The following is an 18,745-nucleotide window of genomic DNA, read 5'->3' on the forward strand; positions in this document are numbered from 1 at the left end:
ATAAGGAGTTAAGAATGAATATAGCTCAAAATCATAATTTAAAGGACAAACTTATAGTTATTTCAGGTGCTGGTGGTGTTCTCTGCGCTTTCCTTGCTAAGGAACTTGCAAAAACTCAAGCTAAAATTGCATTACTCGATATTAACTATGATGCTGCTAATCAAGTAGCAAATGAAATCAATCAAGCTGGAGGAATCGCAAAAGCTTATAAAACAAATGTACTAGAATTGGAAAGTATTCAACAAACTCGAGATAAAATCTACGAAGAACTTGGTACCTGCGATATCTTAATCAATGGTGCTGGTGGTAATAATCCAAAAGCCACAACAGACAATGAATTTCATCTATTAAATCTTCCAGAAAATACAAAAACATTCTTTAGCTTAGACAAATCTGGTATTGAATTTGTATTTAATCTTAATTACTTAGGAACATTATTGCCAACACAGATCTTTGCTAAAGATATGATCGGAAAAGAAGGAGCCAATATTATTAATATTTCTAGTATGAATGCGTTCACTCCTCTCACTAAGATCCCCGCCTATTCTAGTGCAAAAGCAGCAATTAGTAATTTTACTCAATGGTTAGCTGTTTATTTTTCTAAAGTTGGTATTCGTTGTAATGCCATTGCTCCAGGCTTCCTTGTAAGTAATCAAAATAGGGCCTTACTATTTGATAATGATGGTAATCCAACTCCTCGTGCAAATAAAATTTTAACTAATACCCCCAATGGCACGATTTGGTGAACCTGAAGAACTTTTAGGAACATTACTTTTTTTAATTGATAGTCAATATTCTAGTTTCGTGAACGGAGTGATTATTCCTGTTGACGGTGGCTTTTCTGCATATAGTGGGGTGTAATAATGAAATCATTTATGGATGAAGATTTTTTACTATCCACTAAAACTGCAACTCTGTTATATCATCAATATGCCGCATCCCAGCCTATTTTTGATTATCACTGTCATTTAAGTCCTAAAGATATTGCTGAGAATCGACAATTTAATGATCTAACGGAAATATGGTTAGCTGGAGATCATTACAAATGGCGAGCAATGAGAACAGCCGGTATTCACGAAGACTTGATTACAGGTACAGCTAGCAATTATCAGAAATATCTCGCCTGGGCAAAAACAGTTCCTCTTTGTATCGGCAATCCAATCTATCACTGGACACATCTAGAATTACGTCGCCCTTTTGGTATAACAAATACACTATTTAACCCAGATTCTGCTGAGAAAATTTGGTATCAATGTAATGAATTATTACAACAACCTGAATTTTCTACACAAGGTATCTTGCAGCAAATGAATGTCAAACTTATAGGCACTACTGATGATCCTATCGATTCTCTTGAATATCATCAACAAATTGCCAAAGATTCAATATTCAAAATTCAAGTTGTTCCAAGCTGGCGACCTGACAAAGTATTTAAGATAGAATTGTCTGGCTTCATAGATTATATTTCTCATTTGTCTGAGGTAAGTAACGTAGATATTCATTCTTTTTCTACTTTAAAACTAGCACTAATAAAACGTTTAGATCATTTTGATAAACATGGGTGCAAATCTGCTGATCATGGTATTGAAATTGTTCGTTTTGCTCCTATCCCAGACGAAAAAACATTAGACAATATCTTACAAAATCGCTTGCAAGGCAAAGATTTGTCTGACTTACAAATAGCTCAATTCACTACAGCAATTCTAGTATGGTTAGCACAGCAATACTCAGAACGTAACTGGGTTATGCAAATGCATATTGGTGCTTTACGGAATAACAATACTCGAATGTTTAATATATTGGGTCCAGATAGTGGCTTTGATTCTATTGCAGATCGTTGTTATGCTGAGCCTTTAGCAAAATTATTGGATCTTATAGATCAAACAAATCAATTACCAAAAACAATCCTCTATTGTCTAAACCCTAGAGATAATGAAATGATCGCCAGTATGATAGGTAATTTCCAAACTGGAGGAATCCCTGGAAAAATTCAATTTGGTTCAGGTTGGTGGTTTAACGATCAAAAAGATGGTATGGAACGTCAATTACAACAACTATCTCAATTAGGTTTATTAAGTCAATTTATTGGTATGTTAACCGATTCTCGTAGTTTTCTATCTTATACTCGTCATGAATATTTTAGACGGATTCTATGTGAAATGATTGGTAAATGGGTAGAAAATGGTGAAGTTCCAAATGATATTGATTTACTAGGAAATATGATAAAAAATATTTGCTTTAACAATGCTCAAAACTACTTTAAATAATGCTTTTTTAAAAACAAAAAACCGCCAACAAAGGCGGTTTTTTATTGGATTAAAGATTAATCACTCAATTATTTAGAGATATGAGCAACTAAGTCTAATACTTTGTTTGAATAACCAGTTTCGTTGTCATACCAAGAAACTACTTTAACGAAAGTATCAGTTAATTGAATACCTGCTTTAGCATCAAAGATTGATGTTAATGCACAACCGTTGAAGTCTGTTGATACAACATCATCTTCTGTGTAACCTAAAACACCTTTAAGTTCATTTTCAGAAGCACGTTTCATTTCTGCACAGATTTCAGCATAAGTTGCTGGTTTTTCTAAGTTTACAGTTAAGTCAACAACAGATACGTTTGGAGTAGGAACACGGAATGCCATACCAGTTAATTTACCATTTAATGCTGGGATAACTTTACCTACAGCTTTAGCAGCACCAGTTGATGATGGGATGATGTTTTGAGAAGCACCACGACCACCGCGCCAGTCTTTAGCTGATGGACCATCTACAGTTTTTTGAGTTGCTGTAGTTGCGTGAACAGTTGTCATTAAACCGTCTTTGATACCCCATTTGTCATTTAATACTTTAGCAATTGGTGCTAAGCAGTTTGTTGTACAAGATGCGTTAGAAACGATGTCTTGTCCAGCATAGCTATCGAAGTTAACACCATTTACAAACATTGGAGTGCTGTCTTTTGAAGGACCAGTCATAACAACTTTTTTCGCACCAGCAGTGATGTGTTTACGAGCTGTTTCATCAGTTAAGAATAAACCAGTTGCTTCAACAACAACATCAACACCGATTTCGTTCCATTTTAAGTTTGCTGGATCACGTTCTGCAGTAACACGGATTGTTTTACCATTTACTACTAAGTTACCATCTTTAACTTCAACAGAACCGTCGAAACGACCGTGAGTTGAATCATATTTCAACATATACGCCATGTAATCAACATCGATTAAGTCGTTGATACCAACTACTTCAATGTCATCACGGTGTTGTGCTGCACGGAAAACGATACGACCGATACGGCCAAAGCCATTAATACCAATTTTAATTGCCATAGTATTTTTACCTATATTGAATGTTAAACAAAAAATCTAATTAAGCCACGTTTATCCTATTAAATTAGAACTTCCCATGACGTAACTGCGGCGAATTATAGCATAAACTTCTTTTTTACGAAAATCCGCCATTGTGCAATCGCAAGATAACAGATAACTTTTTTGTGATCTACATCAAATTTTATTGATTAAAGTTTTCTGGTAAATGTTGCTGCATAGATGACCAGATAAGACCACTTTCGATACCATATTGACGAATACAAGGTCTAACTTGATCTATCTCTCCAGATTGACAAATACTTTGTAATTGATAATAAAACTTAAGTGCTAGCTCTCTACTTAAAGCATTTGAAAAATAGAAACGCCCTACCCGCTCATATAAGCTCTTTAGACTATTTAAAATCAAGCCATACACAGGATTATTAGATGCAAAAGCAAGTTTACGGAAAAGTTCATAATCAAAAGAAGTATAATCTTCCGCTGTATCTTTGAGTCTAGCTAATGGTTCAAAAACAGCTAATGACTCCTCTTTTGCAATACGAAACGCTTTACTAATATAAATAGCAGAGATATTTGTTCTTGCCGATAAAATATTGGCAATAATAGTAGATACTCTTGTACCATCTAATTTAATCAGCGCTTCTAAAATATTAAGCCCCGATGTTTCCCAAATATTATTAACACGTGTTGGTTTACCGTGCTGAATACTCAACCAACCATCACGAGCCAAGCGCTGTAATACTTCTCGCAAAGTAGTCCGTGTTACCCCAATTTTATCGGCTAATTCTCTTTCTGCGGGGAGATCACTTCCCGGTGGAAAATGATTATTCCAAATACTTCTGATTATGTATTCTTCTGCTAATCTTGCAGGGCTATGTGCTTTGATGACATCATTATTTGCCATTATCGTACCTTGTTCCTAATTACACTCTAACAGATCATACATAATACCTTTTCTACTGACTTTCATTAATCAAAAAAGGTTACATACTTTCTTAATAACTAATATTTTGTGCATTTCGCATTAAAAAATGCACTGAATAAGCGAAAAAGACGAAAATCTTTGATCATCCACAAATAAATCGAATATCGAATGAATAAATCTGCAAGATTGTATTACAATCGAGCCAGTTGTAAATTAAAAAAACACAACATCACTAATAAATAATGTTCTAAAAGTCTATGGAGATGACGCTATGACCTATTTGCAAGCAAGTATGCAAAATTTTTTAGGGCAGAGTCCAAATTGGTATAAATTATTTATCATTGGCTGCTTAATCCTTAACCCTATCATTTTTTACATTAATCCCTTTCTAGCTGGTTGGCTTCTTGTTGCAGAATTTATTTTTACTCTTGCCATGGCGTTAAAGTGTTATCCCTTACAACCCGGTGGTTTGCTTGCATTAGAGTCTGTCATTATTGGTATGACAACGCCTGAACATATTAAGCATGAAATTATGGCGAATTTTGAAGTAATTATGTTGTTGATGTTTATGGTGGCAGGTATTTACTTTATGAAGCAATTATTACTATTCCTGTTCACCAAACTTCTCCTCGCCATTCGTTCCAAAATTACCTTATCTTTAGCTTTTTGTATTAGTGCTGCATTCTTATCTGCATTCCTTGATGCACTTACTGTTGTTGCCGTTGTGATTAGTGTCTGTATGGGCTTCTATGGGGTTTATCATAAAATTGCATCAGGCAATAAATTTGATGATTCTACGGATATTACCAATGACGATAAAATCACCAGTGCCAAAAAGACATTAGATGAATTTCGTGCTTTTTTACGTAGTTTAATGATGCATGCAGGTGTAGGTACTGCATTAGGTGGCGTAATGACTATGGTTGGCGAACCACAAAACTTAATTATTGCTGAACAAGCAGGGTGGCATTTTGGTGAGTTCTTCTTCCGCATGGCACCGGTTACTGTACCTGTCTTAATTTGTGGATTATTAACTTGTTTTGCTCTTGAGAAATTTAAGCTCTTTGGCTATGGTGCACATTTGCCTCGTCGTGTTTGGTTAGTGCTAGCAATTCTAGATCGCAGTCAAAGTGAAAAAATGAGTCGTAATGATCGAATCAAATTATTTGTACAAGCACTGATCGCTGTTTGGTTGATTATTGGATTAGCCTTCCATCTTGCTGCGGTTGGTTTAATTGGATTAACGATCATTATTTTATCAACTTCATTCTGTGGTATTACTGACGAACATACCATTGGTCGTGCCTTCCAAGAGTCTTTACCATTTACGGCTTTACTTGTTGTTTTCTTTACTGTGGTGGCAGTGATTATCGATCAGCACCTATTTGGCGGAATTATCCAATTTGTATTAAGCGCTAGCGAAAGTTCACAATTAATCCTGTTCTATATCTTTAATGGTTTGTTGTCATCTATTTCAGATAACGTATTCGTTGGTACCGTTTATATTAATGAAGCAAAAGCAGCTTTAGAAGCAGGTAAAATTTCTTTAACTCAATTTGAAAATATTGCTGTTGCTATTAACACAGGTACTAACTTACCATCTGTAGCAACGCCAAATGGGCAAGCAGCTTTCTTATTTTTGCTAACTTCATCATTTGCCCCATTAATTCGTTTATCTTATGGTAGAATGGTGCTCATGGCGTTACCTTATACAATTGTGTTATCTGTTGTCGGTTTAATTGGCGTAGAGTTTTTCTTACCTGAACTTGCTGCACTCTTCACACAATGGGGATTAATTCCAACGCCACATATTCCACCAGTACATTAATAAAGGATAGGCGATGCTTACTGTATTTAAATCTTGGTCTTTAACTCGAACAGCGTGGCTAATTATGGCGCTATCAGGATTAGCGCTGGAAGGTACTGCGCTTTATTTTCAACATGGCTTAGGATTACATCCTTGCGTAATGTGTATTTATGAACGTGTAGCATTGCTTACCATTATTTTTGGTGCACTCATTGGTGCCATTTATCCTTCATCATTATTCTTTCGTATTGCAGGTATTATTGTTGGTGCCTGGGGTGCAATCAAAGGCGTATTACTTGCCCTAGAACACGTAGATTTACAACTTAATCCAGCGCCTTGGAAACAGTGTGAATTTCGTCCTGACTTTCCACAAACACTTCCACTTGATCAATGGTTCCCACAAATTTTCCAAGCAAGTGGTTCTTGTAGTGATATCACTTGGCGTTTTCTTGGTTATACTATGCCGCAATGGTTAGTTGTTGTTTTCGGGATTTACATCGTACTTTGGCTACTTATTGCATTAAGCCAATTTAAACGTGGTTATTCAACACGCCAAAGACGTTTATTTAAACATTAACATTCAATGATCAAAAAGGATAAATTTAAGCCATAATTTATCCTTTCTTTTTATCTATTTCTGCCAAGGATTAACTATGCTTGATATTAGACATTCTGTGCAAAAATATATTGATTGGGTTATTCGTCTAGGGAGATTACGTTTTTCTCTGCTTGGCATTGCTGTGCTTGCCGTTTTTGCACTCTGTGTACAAATTCTTCTCAGCATTTTTGTCACTGGGCAGATCTATTGGATGGATATCATTCGCTCCATCAGTTTTGGTTTGATCTCTGCACCTTTCGTCATCTACTTTTTCAATGTTATTGTGGAAAAACTTGAACGTTCTCGCCAGCGTTTACACGAATCCAATCAAGAACTTTCCGAAACGCTAAAACTATTAGAAAAAGAGATTACAGAAAAAAACAAAGCTCAACTCGCTTTACAACAAAAAGCCGATTTTCTCCGTTCTTTTATCGATGCGTCTCCTGACCTTGTGTTTTCACGTTCTGAGAGTGGTAAATTTCTAGAATGTAATCGTGCTATGGAATTGCTTACAGGGAAAAGTGAAAGTGAACTACAAGGATTAACCATTCAACAAACTTTCCCTGCTGATATTGCTAAATATATTCAAGGTACAGATAAAGCTGTCTTAGAAAATAATATTGGTATGACTTATGAACAATGGTTTAAATATCCAAACGGTAAAGTCGCTTGTTTTGAAATCAGAAAAGTCCCTTATTATGATCAAATTAATCAACAACACTGTTTGCTAGGCTTTGGTCGGGATATTACTGAACACAAACGCTATCAAGAAACTATCGAAAAAGCGAGCCGTGATAAATCAACATTAATGACAACCATTAGTCACGAATTACGTACTCCATTAAATGGTATTATCGGGCTAAGCCGAATTCTTTTAGATAGCCAACTCAATGAAAAACAACGTAATTACTTACATACAATTAACGTTAGTGCTGTTTCACTTGGCCATATCTTTAGCGATATTATTGATTTAGAAAAATTAGATTCTCGCCGTATTCAGTTATATAAGAAAGAAACTGATGTTCTACGCTTATTAAGTGATATTGAGAACTTTGCCACCTTTATGGCAAATCAGAAAAATCTCTACTTTAAGTTAGAATATGATGACAACTTACCTAATTTCTTAATGTTAGATTCTGCGCGAGTGTCACAAATTTTATGGAATCTGATTAATAATGCTGTGAAATTCACGACAGTTGGTGGGTTAACTTTGCGTTTCTCTCGTCTTGATCAACACACTTATAGTTTTGCATTAACCGATACAGGGGTAGGTATTCCGGCGAATGAGCAGAAAAAAATCTTCGCAATGTATTATCAAGTCCGTTCTGGTAATCAAAAAGCGCTTGGCAGTGGGATTGGTTTATCCATTTCAAAACGCATTGCTAAATTAATGAATGGAAACTTAACCGTAAGCAGTGCACCAAATAAAGGCTCGACTTTTACCTTTACATTTAAGGCAGAAGAAGTTGTAAAACTACCGCCAATTGTCACTATTCCTGAATTGCAACATCTTTTTATCTTATTAGTGGAAGATATTGAAATTAATGTGATTGTTGCACGATCTATCCTAGAAAAATTAGGTTATCACGTTGATGTTGCTATGACAGGAAAAGACGCGATTAAGATGTGTGAAGAAAAACAATATGATCTTGTTCTGCTCGATATTCATCTCCCTGATATGACTGGCTTTGAAATTGCCGAATACTTACATCAACAATATGAACAAGAAAAATATGATTACTTACCGCCATTAGTGGCGTTAACGGCTAATGTTGTATCGAATAAACAAGATTATTTCAAACATGGTATGGATGATGTTTTACAAAAACCACTTTCATTAGAGGCTCTTAATCAATGTCTATTACACCTGTTTAATTTACAACCTCAGCCTATTGCAGAGCCAACCTTTACTGAAACTGAGCTACCAACAAAAAGCAAGGATTCTGAAGTTTGGCAAAAATTAGATATCGTGATGTTAAATGAATTAGCCAATATTCTCGGCAAAAAGACCATTCAAAATAACTTAAATTTATTCGCCTCTATGATGCCGAACTATCTACAAGAGTTATCTGCTCAATATCAAGCCTATTTAACTGATCCTCAACATAAACAATCATTATGCGAAATTGCTCATAAAATGAAAGGAGCAGCTTCTTCTGTTGGGTTAAAACAGTTGCAAGAAATCAGCAAGCATATTCAAGATGGTAATGAAGCAGATTGGGAAGAACATTTAGCTGAACGAATTGAGTTGTTACAACAATGGCAGCAGCATACAGATTGCTTACAACGTTGGCTAGATCAGAAGTATTAAATTGATATGCAACATTTTATCTTTTTACATGGTTTTTTAGGATCACAACAAGATTGGCATGCGGTAGTTACACAATTATCCAATGTAAAATGCCACTGTCTAGATCTTCCGGGTCATGGTGCGAATCATCATATTCAAATCAGTGATTTTGCAGAAAGTGCTATTTGGCTTTCAAAACAGATTCAACAATTAGTTGGTCAAGCACCCTATTATCTGATTGGTTATTCCTTAGGTGGTCGGTTAGCTGCTTATTTTGCTACACAAACTATAACACCAGTACATAACTTACAAAAAGTAGTGCTAGAAGGCGCAAATTTAGGACTAACCTCTCAAATAGAACGGGAATTACGTTGGCAAAATGATACGATGTGGGCAGAACAATTTGCTACCCAACCGATTCGACAAGTATTACAAGCTTGGTATCAACAACCTGTTTTTGCCGATCTCACTGAACCACAACGCCAAGATTTAATTAACATTCGTGCTAATAATCAACCAACTGCATTAAGCCAAATGCTGTTAGCCACGTCTCTTGCAAAACAACCTGACTTGTGGCAACAAATTCAGGTACAACCAGAAAAGTTCTACTACTTTTGTGGTGCAAATGATGAAAAATTTCGCCAATTAGCAGAAAAGCATCAATTAAACCTAACATTAATTGAGAAAGTTGGGCATAATGCACACGTTCATCAGCCAATCGCATTCGCAACCAAATTGGCTGCACTATTTTGTTAATAAAAAAGGAAAAATTATGTTATATCCAAGCGAAGACTTTTTATACGCACCTGTTGAATGGCAAGATTGTAGCGCAGGTTATACCGATATTCTTTATCATAAATCTGCTGATGGTATTGCCAAAATTACAATTAACCGTCCTCAAGTACGTAATGCATTTCGTCCACAAACCGTAAAAGAGATGATTCAAGCCTTTGCTGATGCTCGCTTTGATGAAAAGATCGGGGTTATTGTTTTAACTGGTCAAGGTGAAAAAGCATTCTGTTCTGGTGGCGATCAAAAAGTCCGTGGTGATTACGGCGGTTATAAAGATGATCAAGGTGTACATCATCTCAATGTACTCGATTTCCAGCGTGATATTCGCACTTGTCCAAAACCAGTTGTCGCAATGGTTGCAGGCTATGCAATCGGTGGTGGTCATGTATTACATATGATGTGCGACTTAACCATTGCCGCAGACAATACAATTTTTGGTCAAACTGGACCAAAAGTAGGTTCTTTTGATGGTGGTTGGGGTGCGTCATATATGGCACGTATTGTAGGTCAAAAGAAAGCCCGTGAAATTTGGTTCCTTTGCCGTCAATACAATGCGCAAGAAGCATTAGATATGGGACTAGTGAACACTGTTGTACCTTACGCAGATTTAGAAAAAGAAACCGTACGTTGGTGTCGTGAAATGTTGCAAAATAGCCCGATCGCATTACGCTGCTTAAAAGCGGCATTAAATGCAGATTGTGATGGTCAGGCAGGATTGCAAGAACTTGCTGGTAATGCAACGATGTTGTTCTATATGACTGAAGAAGGTCAAGAAGGGCGTAATGCATTCAACGAAAAACGCCAACCAGATTTCAGTAAATTCAAACGTAATCCTTAATCACACAATATGGTCAGCAGACGCTGACCATTATTTTATCTCACTTATCAGGAATCACTATGGCAATACGCAATTATTTATCTTATCGCCCACAGTTAGCAGATCGTGTTTATATTGATGAATCAGCTGTTGTTATTGGAAAAGTTTGGTTAGCAGACGACGTTTCAATTTGGCCCGGTGCAGTATTACGTGGTGATGTGAATGATATTCGCATTGGCGCACGTAGTAATATACAGGATTTAAGTGTTCTGCATACAACCCGATCCTCTGAAGCTAATCCCAAAGGTTCCCCATTAAATATCGGTGAAGATGTTACTATTGGCCATCATGTTACTTTGCATGGCTGTACTATTGGTAACCGAGTATTGGTTGGCATGGGAAGTATTATTTTAGATGATGCTGTTATTGAGGATGATGTCATAATTGGAGCAGGTAGCCTGGTACCTCCTCGTAAACATCTCGCCAGCGGTTATTTATATTTAGGCTCTCCAGTAAAAGCGATTCGTCCATTAACCGAAGAAGAACGCACGTTCTTACGCATCTCAGCTCAAAATTATGTGAATACTGCTGCGGAATATAAACAAACAGAAATCGACTAAACTGAAATGAAAAAGGGAAGAACCTTTGTCCTTCCCTTAAACTCATTTATTGTAATAACGAAATATCCGCTACTTTAAAGAACAGATCACGTAAATTCTTCAATAATGCTAAACGATTTTGGCGAAGTTTTGCATCTTCCACATTTACCATAACATTATCAAAGAAGTTATCCACACTTTCACGTAATCCAGCGAGTTGATCTAAAGCAGTTTGATAATCACCTTTTTCAAACAATGGTTGCAATTCACGCTGTAATTCTAAAACACGTTCAGCTAATGTGATTTCTTGCGCCTCTTTGCATAATGCAAGATCGATATGCTCAGGTAATTCGCCTTCTACTTTAGAAAGAATGTTTTGTACACGTTTATTTGCTGCAGCAAGCGATTGTGCCGACTCTAAAGTACGGAAATGACTTACAGCTTTTACACGTGCATCAAAATCAGCTGGTTTAGTTGGGCGACAAGCTAATACCGCTTGAATGGTATCAATTGCGTATCCTTCATCTTGATACCAAGCACGGAAACGGCCAAGAATAAAATCAACAACATCATTCACAACCGCTGTATTAGTTAATTTATCACCATAGAATTGTGCGGCTTTCTCGGTTAAATCGACTAAATCTAATGGTAAATTTTTCTCTACAATAATTCGCAATACCCCTAATGCTGCACGACGTAACGCAAACGGGTCTTTATCGCCTTTTGGATGTTGCCCAATACCGAAAATTCCCACTAAGGCATCGAGTTTATCCGCTAAAGCAACAGAACAAGCCACGAGACTACGCGGTAATCCGTCACCAGCAAAACGTGGCATATATTGTTCATTTAGCGCAACCGCAACTTCTTCATCTTCACCATCATGGCGAGCATAATGCATTCCCATTACACCTTGTGTATCAGTAAACTCAAATACCATATTTGTCATTAAGTCACATTTTGACAATAAACCTGCACGTTGAGCTTGTTGTACATTAGCACCAATTTGTTGAGCAATTTCACCACTTAATCTCTCAATTCGTTCTGTTTTATCAAATAATGTACCTAATTGTTGTTGGAATAATACGGTTTTTAGGCGTGGTAAGTTATCAACTAAACGTTGTTTTAAATCCGTTTTAAAGAAGAATTCCGCATCACTTAAACGAGGACGTACAACTTTTTCATTCCCTTGAATTACCGCACTTTGATCGGCTGGATTAATATTTGATACAAAAATGAAATGTGGTAATAACTTGCCACTTTGATCATAAATTGGGAAATATTTTTGATCCCCTTTCATAGTGTAAACCAAGGCTTCTGCTGGAACAGCTAAGAAGCGCTCTTCAAATTTTGCTGTCATCACCACTGGGAACTCAACTAATGAAGTCACTTCCTCTAAAAGATCTTCTTCAATATCTGCTACTCCACCAACTTTGGCAGCAGCTTGTTCTGCATCACGGCGAATTATGGTTTTACGTTGATTAAAATCAGCAATCACGCTGCCTTTATCTGCTAATAATTGTGGATATTGATCAGCATGATCAATCGTAAACTCGGCCTCACCTAAGAAACGATGTCCACGAATAGTACGTGCACTTGCTACACCAAGGATCGTTCCTTCAATTAACTCACCACCAAATAATAATGTCACAGTATGTACAGGACGGATAAATTGCTCACTTTTATCTCCCCAACGCATTGGTTTAGGAATTGGTAATTTCGCCAGTGCATTAGCAACTAAATCCACTAATAATTCTTTTGTTTGTTTACCTGCTTCTACAACTTGATAAAATAGCCATTCGCCTTTATCTATACTGATACGTTCCGCTTGATCAACTGTAATTCCACAACCTCTTGCCCAACCTTCTGCCGCTTTAGTCGGTTTACCTTCTGCATCAAATGCTACTGATACGGCTGGACCACGTTTTTCAATCGTTTTACTTGGTTGTTCAGTAATTAAGTTATGTACTTTCACTGCCAAACGGCGTGGTGCCGCAAACCATTCCACTTTATCAAAAGTTAAGCCAGCATTATTTAACTCCGCAGTGAAATTATCTGCAAATGCCACCGCTAATTTTTTCAGAGCTTTCGGTGGTAGCTCTTCAGTGCCGATTTCGGCGAGGAAGTTTTGTGTTGTCATCTTATTGTTCTCTAATAACAAATATATCTATATCTTATGGAAAAACTTGTTTAAAATTTTCAGACCAAATTTTAGGATTTAAAGGTCTTGTACAAAAACCTTTCGTTTTATCATTTGCAATCATCATTGCATCTTTCGCTTTATCCTCTCTTTCAAAGGATTTAATTTGAATCTGTTGCTTATCAGTTATCCCTGAAAGTTTTCTTTGTTTAATTTGTTCAACAAATCGCTGTGCAATTTGTTTTAATTCAGCATTCTTTTCAATTTCTTGTTTAGCCAGATAATTACTTTCATTTTGAACATTAATCACATTTTCAATCTTAATTATGATCTCATCATTAACTAATGCCCATTTTCCAGTCATTGCATAGCTGTAATACAAGATGCTCAGAAACTTAGCATCAGGCAATTCCTTTGCTGGAAACATTAACATCGAAAAAATCTGAGCTGTTCCATTCTTATGCAATCGATAATCTGCTAAAACTTTTGCATTATGATCTTTATGTTCAATTTGGCAATGCCAATCACCATAAAGATCTTTTACACTGTATTGCACACTTTTCGCACTCACCAAAGAACTGCTCAAAAGTAAAAAAGAAAAGATAACTTTCTTCATTGTATATCTCCAAGTCCTATTGAGGCTCATATCGATATTCCACTATCGATATTGGTTTAGCTAATTTATCGCTTGTAATAAGCTATCTTCTATCAATGTTGCTGTAATTCACGATTACACTTTTGGTGAAAAATAAACTGCAAGTCGCTCAATATCTAAAATCACATCATCACCAACAACTAATGCTGGAACACCTGCATAACCATTCGCTTTCACAGCATCGAAAGCCGAATGCTGATCACGTAAACGTAAAAAACGTTTCAGATTTGCCATACTCTCCAAAATACTAACACTTTCATATTCCACACTTAAGCGGGATAACTCTGCCACAAAAGGCGCTGTATCATGGCAAAGATGGGCAAAAAATAAAACCGGTTTTGTCATTTTGATCATCCTAAAATTGTTTATGCTGTTGGTTTTGTTGCTTGCAGGCAAGGATATTTCTCATCCATTTTCGCTGCCCATGCGACTAATTTAGGAAAATGTTCCGCTAAGTTAAATCCGGTATTTTCTAAGCGGAATGTCCACCAATCAATTAAACAGACGGCGCTTAATGTACCAATATTTAATTCATCACCAAACTGAGCAAGCTTTTCTTCAAGCTGCACAAAACTACGGATATTTCTTTCCATTAGTTGTTGGTGTCTTGCTGTCCACCACTCATTTTCAGGGCGAAAACGACGTTCAGCCACAATAGTCGGAGTGGTATTTTCCAAAATACCTTCTACCAACGCATGGAGTGCCAAAACTTGCCAGCGTTTACCATTCATTGGAAATAATGTCAGTTGTGAACCGATACTATCCAAGTATTCACTAATCAATAAACTCCCAAACAGCCATTCACCATTTTCCATTTGTAAACCAGGGATTCTGCCTAATGGATTATCTTTATTATGAGGAGAGTTAGGATCAAATGAGTTGGTGATTTTTAATAATTCAATCTGATCTTCGAGTTGATGATATTGTAATGTTGCTCTTGCTTTACGAGCGAAAGCACTTGTTGTGGAATACCAAAGTTTCATCTTCATTCTCCTCATCATTAAAGGGTTAGAAATTATTTTTTGCAACCAGGGAAACCTAATGCTTCGCGGCTTGCATAATAGGCTTCGGCAACACCTTTTGTTAGTGCACGAATTCGTAAAATATAACGTTGGCGTTCAGTTACTGAAATCGCTTTACGTGCATCCAGCAAGTTAAAACTATGTGCAGCTTTTAAAATTCTTTCATAAGCTGGCAATGGTAACGGTTTCTCTAAAGAGAGTAAGTATTGTGCTTCTTTTTCATATTGCTCAAAACATTTAAATAAGAAGTCAACATCAGCATATTCAAAGTTATATGTTGATTGCTCTACTTCATTTTGATGGAACACATCACCATATGTTGTTTTACCTAATGGCCCATCTGACCAAACAAGATCATAAACACTGTCCACACCTTGAATATACATTGCCAAACGTTCTAAACCATAGGTAATTTCACCTGTCACTGGTCTGCACTCCAAACCACCGACTTGTTGGAAATAAGTAAATTGTGTCACTTCCATACCATTTAGCCATACTTCCCAACCAAGCCCCCATGCACCTAAAGTTGGATTTTCCCAGTTATCTTCAACAAAACGGATATCATTTTGGGTTGGATCAAAGCCAAGCATTTTTAACGAACCTAAATAAAGTTCTTGGATATTGTCTGGTGAAGGTTTAATTACTACTTGGAACTGATAGTAGTGTTGTAAACGGTTTGGATTTTCCCCATAACGACCATCAGTTGGACGGCGAGAAGGTTGTACATAAGCAAATGCCATTGGTTCTGGGCCTAATGCACGTAATGCCGTCATCGGGTGCGATGTTCCTGCACCAACTTCCATATCAAACGGCTGCACAATCGTACAACCTTGTTCTGCCCAATATGATTGTAACGCCAAGATCATGCCTTGGAATGTTTTGATATTAAATTGTGTAGTCATAATAAAATCTTCGATCAGTTTACATAAATTCGCATATTCTACTTGATTTTTATTGGATTGAGTAGGCTAAAGCAGCTAGCATCCTCTGATTTTTATATGCTATTTTAATCCAGAATACTTCTAGCAAAAAGTATTTTTGAGCAGATTATCTTCACCATTTTTTAATTTTTAAATGCAAACAATATTGAATAAAAATCTACCATTTCCTGCACAAAAAACATTCTGCAAAAACTAAGAAAAAATGAACTTTGGAGCAAAATTAATGTTATAATAAAAATAATGAAGTTTTATTTTAAAATTTATCAATTAAACAAGGAGCCATCTTATGCGTCTTATTCCATTACAAAACGATCAACAAGTTGCTAAATGGGCAGCTCGCCATATTGTCGATAGTATCAATCGTTTTGCTCCAACTGCAGAACGTCCTTTCGTTTTAGGTTTACCAACTGGCGGTACCCCTCTCGCCACCTATAAAGAATTAATCAAACTTTATCAACAAGGGGAAGTCAGTTTTAAACATGTTGTTACTTTTAATATGGATGAATATGTAGGATTACCAAAAGAACATCCTGAAAGTTATCACTCTTTTATGTTCAATAACTTCTTCAATCATGTTGATATCCCACACGAAAATATTAATATTCTTAACGGCAATACTGATGACCATGATGCAGAATGCCAACGTTATGAAGATAAAATTAAATCTTACGGTAAAATTCACTTATTTATGGGCGGTGTAGGTGAAGATGGTCATATCGCATTTAACGAACCAGGCTCATCTCTATCTTCTCGTACCCGTATTAAAACATTAAATGAAGATACCCTGATTGCGAATTCACGTTTCTTTAATAATGATATTAACCAAGTACCAAAATATGCATTAACAATTGGTGTTGGTACATTATTAGATGCTGAAGAAGTAATGTTATTAATCACTGGTTATCGTAAAGCCCTAGCATTACAAGCTGGAGTTGAAGGGGCAGTAAATCATCTTTGGACAATCAGTGCATTACAAATGCATAGTCGTGCAATTTTTGTTTGTGATGAAGCTGCTACCCAAGAATTAAAAGTGAAAACAGTTAAATACTTTAAAGAACTAGAATCACACGCTATTCACAGTGTAAGGGAATTAAAATGAAACAATATGCATTAACTAATTGCGTTATCTATACTGGCTCGCAAATATTGTATGATCACGCAGTTATCATCAATGAAGACAAAATTGAAAATATAGTAAAACAGCAAGATCTGCCGGCGAATCTTCAACAAATTGATCTGAACGGCGCTAACTTATCGGCTGGCTTTATTGACCTGCAACTTAATGGTTGTGGTGGAGTAATGTTTAATGATAATTGCTCTGTTAAAACCTTAGAAATTATGCAGGCAACCAATCTCAAATCAGGGACAACTAGCTTTTTACCTACTTTTATTACTGCACCTGATGAAGAAATGAAGCACGCTATTACTGTAATGCGTGACTATTTAGCGAAGCATAAAAATCAAGCATTAGGCCTACATTTGGAAGGCCCTTATCTCAGCAAAGAGAAAAAAGGCGTCCATCGCGAGGAGTTTATTCGTGAAATTTCTGATGAAATGTTAGCATTCTTATGTGATAACGCAGAGGTTATTAGCAAAATAACTATTGCAGCAGAAAATCCAACCGCTGATTTTATTCCACAATTTATTAATAAAGGAATTATTGTTTCGATTGGTCACTCTAATGCAAGCAGTGAAGTAGCAACGCAACGTTTTGCTCAAGGTGCTACCTTTGCAACTCACCTACATAATGCAATGTCGCCGGTTTCCTCTGGTCGAAATATGGGAGTAGTGGGTGCTGTGTTAGATAATCCTAATGTTTATACTGGCATTATTGTAGATGGCTTACACGTCACTTATGGTAATGTGCGCATCGCTAAACAGTGTAAACAAGATAAATTATGTTTAGTCTCTGATGCCACTGCCGCAGCCGGGGCAGATATTGAATCATTCCAATTTGTCGGTAAGACTGTCTATGTCCGTGATCATAAATGTTATGATGCTAATGGCACCTTTGGCGGTTCAGCAGTCACCATGATCGAAGCCATTCAAAATTGTGTAAATGAAGTTGGTATCAATTTAGACGAAGCAATTCGTATGGCAACATTATACCCGGCAAGAGCAATTCGTGTTGATCATCAACTAGGCAGTATCGAAGCCGGTAAGATTGCAAATCTCACTGCGTTTAACCACAAATTTGAGGTATTAGGTACCGCTGTTAATGGTAAGTGGTTATTTAATTAATTCTTTTCTATATAGATTGTGATGAATAAATCTCATCACAATCTTTCTCTTTTCTATGGTTTTTCCTCTATCAATTCATTAAATTTGTAAAAAATGAACAAATTGTCTATTCTCTATGCGAACAAGCTAAAAAATCTTTTTTTCTAAAAAAAGTTGTTGACGAGGATAGGATATATCAGCATAATTAGCGCCGCAAAAGCAAATGGCTATGTAGCTCAGTTGGTTAGAGCACAACACTCATAATGTTGGGGTCACAGGTTCGAATCCCGTCATAGCCACCAGTTAGCGGGAATGGCGAAATTGGTAGACGCACCAGATTTAGGTTCTGGCGCCGTGAGGTGTGTGGGTTCAAGTCCCTCTTCCCGCACCATTTTAAAGTTGGGGTATCGCCAAGCGGTAAGGCACCGGGTTTTGATCTCGGCATCCCTAGGTTCGAATCCTAGTACCCCAGCCATCTTCTTAAATCTACTTTTATTATATTCCTGTTGGGGTATCGCCAAGCGGTAAGGCACCGGGTTTTGATCTCGGCATTCCTAGGTTCGAATCCTAGTACCCCAGCCATCTTTCTTTTCTTAACTCTTTTTCTTGTT

Annotated in this window: 16 protein-coding genes, 4 tRNA genes and 1 pseudogene; 14 read left to right on the forward strand and 7 right to left on the reverse strand. The window is 36.7% G+C overall.

Annotated features, from left to right (window positions below; all coding sequences use genetic code 11):
* Window positions 1-14 precede the first annotated feature (14 nt).
* Window positions 15-861 (forward strand): annotated as a pseudogene (locus PF272_RS01190) (SDR family oxidoreductase).
* Window positions 862-863: 2 nt separating this feature from the next.
* Window positions 864-2,267, forward strand: coding sequence for a glucuronate isomerase (gene uxaC / locus PF272_RS01195; protein ID WP_271141333.1), 1,404 nt, complete (start codon window positions 864-866; stop codon window positions 2,265-2,267).
* A 68-nt stretch (window positions 2,268-2,335) separates the two neighbouring features.
* Here uxaC and gapA read toward each other — a convergent pair whose 3' ends face one another.
* Together gapA and fadR are read right to left on the reverse strand one after the other, a co-directional pair.
* Window positions 2,336-3,331, reverse strand: coding sequence for a glyceraldehyde-3-phosphate dehydrogenase (gene gapA / locus PF272_RS01200; RefSeq protein WP_065233993.1), 996 nt, complete (start codon window positions 3,329-3,331; stop codon window positions 2,336-2,338).
* 181 nt (window positions 3,332-3,512) lie between these two features.
* A complete protein-coding gene (gene fadR, locus PF272_RS01205; RefSeq protein WP_271141334.1) occupies window positions 3,513-4,235 on the reverse strand; it encodes a fatty acid metabolism transcriptional regulator FadR in 723 nt (240 codons plus the stop codon).
* A 292-nt stretch (window positions 4,236-4,527) separates the two neighbouring features.
* Between fadR and nhaB the strand changes: the two genes are divergently transcribed.
* The 6 genes from nhaB to PF272_RS01235 all read left to right on the forward strand — a co-directional run bounded on the left by nhaB (window position 4,528) and on the right by PF272_RS01235 (window position 11,180).
* Window positions 4,528-6,084, forward strand: coding sequence for a Na(+)/H(+) antiporter NhaB (gene nhaB / locus PF272_RS01210; RefSeq protein ID WP_271141335.1), 1,557 nt, complete (start codon window positions 4,528-4,530; stop codon window positions 6,082-6,084).
* A gap of 13 nt (window positions 6,085-6,097) precedes the next feature.
* Window positions 6,098-6,640 carry a disulfide bond formation protein DsbB gene (dsbB, locus tag PF272_RS01215; protein WP_271141336.1) on the forward strand — a complete coding sequence of 181 codons (543 nt, stop codon included), beginning with the start codon at window positions 6,098-6,100 and terminating at the stop codon, window positions 6,638-6,640.
* Window positions 6,641-6,716: 76 nt separating this feature from the next.
* Entirely contained in the window at window positions 6,717-8,972 is a 2,256-nt protein-coding gene (locus tag PF272_RS01220; RefSeq protein WP_271141337.1) for an ATP-binding protein, read from the forward strand.
* Between the two features lie 6 nt (window positions 8,973-8,978).
* On the forward strand, window positions 8,979-9,707 hold the full coding sequence (gene menH / locus PF272_RS01225; protein ID WP_271141338.1) for a 2-succinyl-6-hydroxy-2,4-cyclohexadiene-1-carboxylate synthase: 729 nt from the start codon (window positions 8,979-8,981) through the stop codon (window positions 9,705-9,707).
* A 16-nt stretch (window positions 9,708-9,723) separates the two neighbouring features.
* A complete protein-coding gene (menB, locus tag PF272_RS01230) occupies window positions 9,724-10,581 on the forward strand; it encodes a 1,4-dihydroxy-2-naphthoyl-CoA synthase (RefSeq protein ID WP_271141339.1) in 858 nt (285 codons plus the stop codon).
* Between the two features lie 59 nt (window positions 10,582-10,640).
* Entirely contained in the window at window positions 10,641-11,180 is a 540-nt protein-coding gene (locus tag PF272_RS01235) for a gamma carbonic anhydrase family protein (protein ID WP_271141340.1), read from the forward strand.
* A gap of 46 nt (window positions 11,181-11,226) precedes the next feature.
* Here the strand turns inward: PF272_RS01235 and glyS are convergent, their stop codons facing one another.
* The 5 genes from glyS to glyQ all read right to left on the reverse strand — a co-directional run bounded on the left by glyS (window position 11,227) and on the right by glyQ (window position 15,875).
* Window positions 11,227-13,296: a glycine--tRNA ligase subunit beta gene (gene glyS, locus PF272_RS01240; RefSeq protein WP_271141341.1), complete on the reverse strand. Its 2,070-nt coding sequence runs from the start codon at window positions 13,294-13,296 to the stop codon at window positions 11,227-11,229.
* Window positions 13,297-13,330: 34 nt separating this feature from the next.
* A complete protein-coding gene (locus tag PF272_RS01245; RefSeq protein WP_271141342.1) occupies window positions 13,331-13,912 on the reverse strand; it encodes a hypothetical protein in 582 nt (193 codons plus the stop codon).
* Between the two features lie 114 nt (window positions 13,913-14,026).
* Window positions 14,027-14,296 (reverse strand): hypothetical protein, encoded by a 270-nt coding sequence (locus PF272_RS01250; RefSeq protein WP_271141343.1) that lies wholly within the window; start codon window positions 14,294-14,296, stop codon window positions 14,027-14,029.
* A gap of 20 nt (window positions 14,297-14,316) precedes the next feature.
* On the reverse strand, window positions 14,317-14,934 hold the full coding sequence (locus PF272_RS01255; RefSeq protein ID WP_271141344.1) for a glutathione S-transferase family protein: 618 nt from the start codon (window positions 14,932-14,934) through the stop codon (window positions 14,317-14,319).
* A 32-nt stretch (window positions 14,935-14,966) separates the two neighbouring features.
* A complete protein-coding gene (glyQ, locus tag PF272_RS01260; protein WP_271141345.1) occupies window positions 14,967-15,875 on the reverse strand; it encodes a glycine--tRNA ligase subunit alpha in 909 nt (302 codons plus the stop codon).
* A gap of 325 nt (window positions 15,876-16,200) precedes the next feature.
* Between glyQ and nagB the strand changes: the two genes are divergently transcribed.
* The 6 genes from nagB (at window position 16,201) to PF272_RS01290 (ending at window position 18,716) form a co-directional block, all read left to right on the forward strand.
* Entirely contained in the window at window positions 16,201-17,013 is an 813-nt protein-coding gene (gene nagB, locus PF272_RS01265; RefSeq protein ID WP_271141346.1) for a glucosamine-6-phosphate deaminase, read from the forward strand.
* A complete protein-coding gene (gene nagA, locus PF272_RS01270) occupies window positions 17,010-18,155 on the forward strand; it encodes an N-acetylglucosamine-6-phosphate deacetylase (RefSeq protein ID WP_271141347.1) in 1,146 nt (381 codons plus the stop codon). The genes nagB and nagA overlap by 4 nt, the downstream gene beginning before the upstream one ends.
* A 204-nt stretch (window positions 18,156-18,359) precedes the next feature.
* A tRNA-Met gene (locus PF272_RS01275) sits at window positions 18,360-18,436 on the forward strand.
* 4 nt (window positions 18,437-18,440) lie between these two features.
* Window positions 18,441-18,525, forward strand: a tRNA-Leu gene (locus PF272_RS01280).
* A 9-nt stretch (window positions 18,526-18,534) separates the two neighbouring features.
* Window positions 18,535-18,609, forward strand: a tRNA-Gln gene (locus PF272_RS01285).
* A gap of 32 nt (window positions 18,610-18,641) precedes the next feature.
* A tRNA-Gln gene (locus PF272_RS01290) sits at window positions 18,642-18,716 on the forward strand.
* Window positions 18,717-18,745 lie beyond the last annotated feature (29 nt).

It is taken from the genome of Gallibacterium faecale (assembly GCF_027920745.1).
In the GTDB taxonomy this organism is placed as follows: domain Bacteria; phylum Pseudomonadota; class Gammaproteobacteria; order Enterobacterales; family Pasteurellaceae; genus Gallibacterium; species Gallibacterium faecale.

Bases quoted from the DNA above. Each gene is read 5' to 3' on its own strand.
- PF272_RS01235 (WP_271141340.1), top strand. From the start codon at position 10,641: ATGGCAATACGCAATTATTTATCTTATCGCCCACAGTTAGCAGATCGT.
- PF272_RS01255 (WP_271141344.1), bottom strand. From the start codon at position 14,934: ATGAAACTTTGGTATTCCACAACAAGTGCTTTCGCTCGTAAAGCAAGA.
- nagB (WP_271141346.1), top strand. From the start codon at position 16,201: ATGCGTCTTATTCCATTACAAAACGATCAACAAGTTGCTAAATGGGCA.
- gapA (WP_065233993.1), bottom strand. From the start codon at position 3,331: ATGGCAATTAAAATTGGTATTAATGGCTTTGGCCGTATCGGTCGTATC.
- nhaB (WP_271141335.1), top strand. From the start codon at position 4,528: ATGACCTATTTGCAAGCAAGTATGCAAAATTTTTTAGGGCAGAGTCCA.
- PF272_RS01220 (WP_271141337.1), top strand. From the start codon at position 6,717: ATGCTTGATATTAGACATTCTGTGCAAAAATATATTGATTGGGTTATT.
- glyQ (WP_271141345.1), bottom strand. From the start codon at position 15,875: ATGACTACACAATTTAATATCAAAACATTCCAAGGCATGATCTTGGCG.
- glyS (WP_271141341.1), bottom strand. From the start codon at position 13,296: ATGACAACACAAAACTTCCTCGCCGAAATCGGCACTGAAGAGCTACCA.
- dsbB (WP_271141336.1), top strand. From the start codon at position 6,098: ATGCTTACTGTATTTAAATCTTGGTCTTTAACTCGAACAGCGTGGCTA.
- fadR (WP_271141334.1), bottom strand. From the start codon at position 4,235: ATGGCAAATAATGATGTCATCAAAGCACATAGCCCTGCAAGATTAGCA.
- menB (WP_271141339.1), top strand. From the start codon at position 9,724: ATGTTATATCCAAGCGAAGACTTTTTATACGCACCTGTTGAATGGCAA.
- uxaC (WP_271141333.1), top strand. From the start codon at position 864: ATGAAATCATTTATGGATGAAGATTTTTTACTATCCACTAAAACTGCA.
- PF272_RS01245 (WP_271141342.1), bottom strand. From the start codon at position 13,912: ATGAAGAAAGTTATCTTTTCTTTTTTACTTTTGAGCAGTTCTTTGGTG.
- PF272_RS01250 (WP_271141343.1), bottom strand. From the start codon at position 14,296: ATGACAAAACCGGTTTTATTTTTTGCCCATCTTTGCCATGATACAGCG.
- nagA (WP_271141347.1), top strand. From the start codon at position 17,010: ATGAAACAATATGCATTAACTAATTGCGTTATCTATACTGGCTCGCAA.
- menH (WP_271141338.1), top strand. From the start codon at position 8,979: ATGCAACATTTTATCTTTTTACATGGTTTTTTAGGATCACAACAAGAT.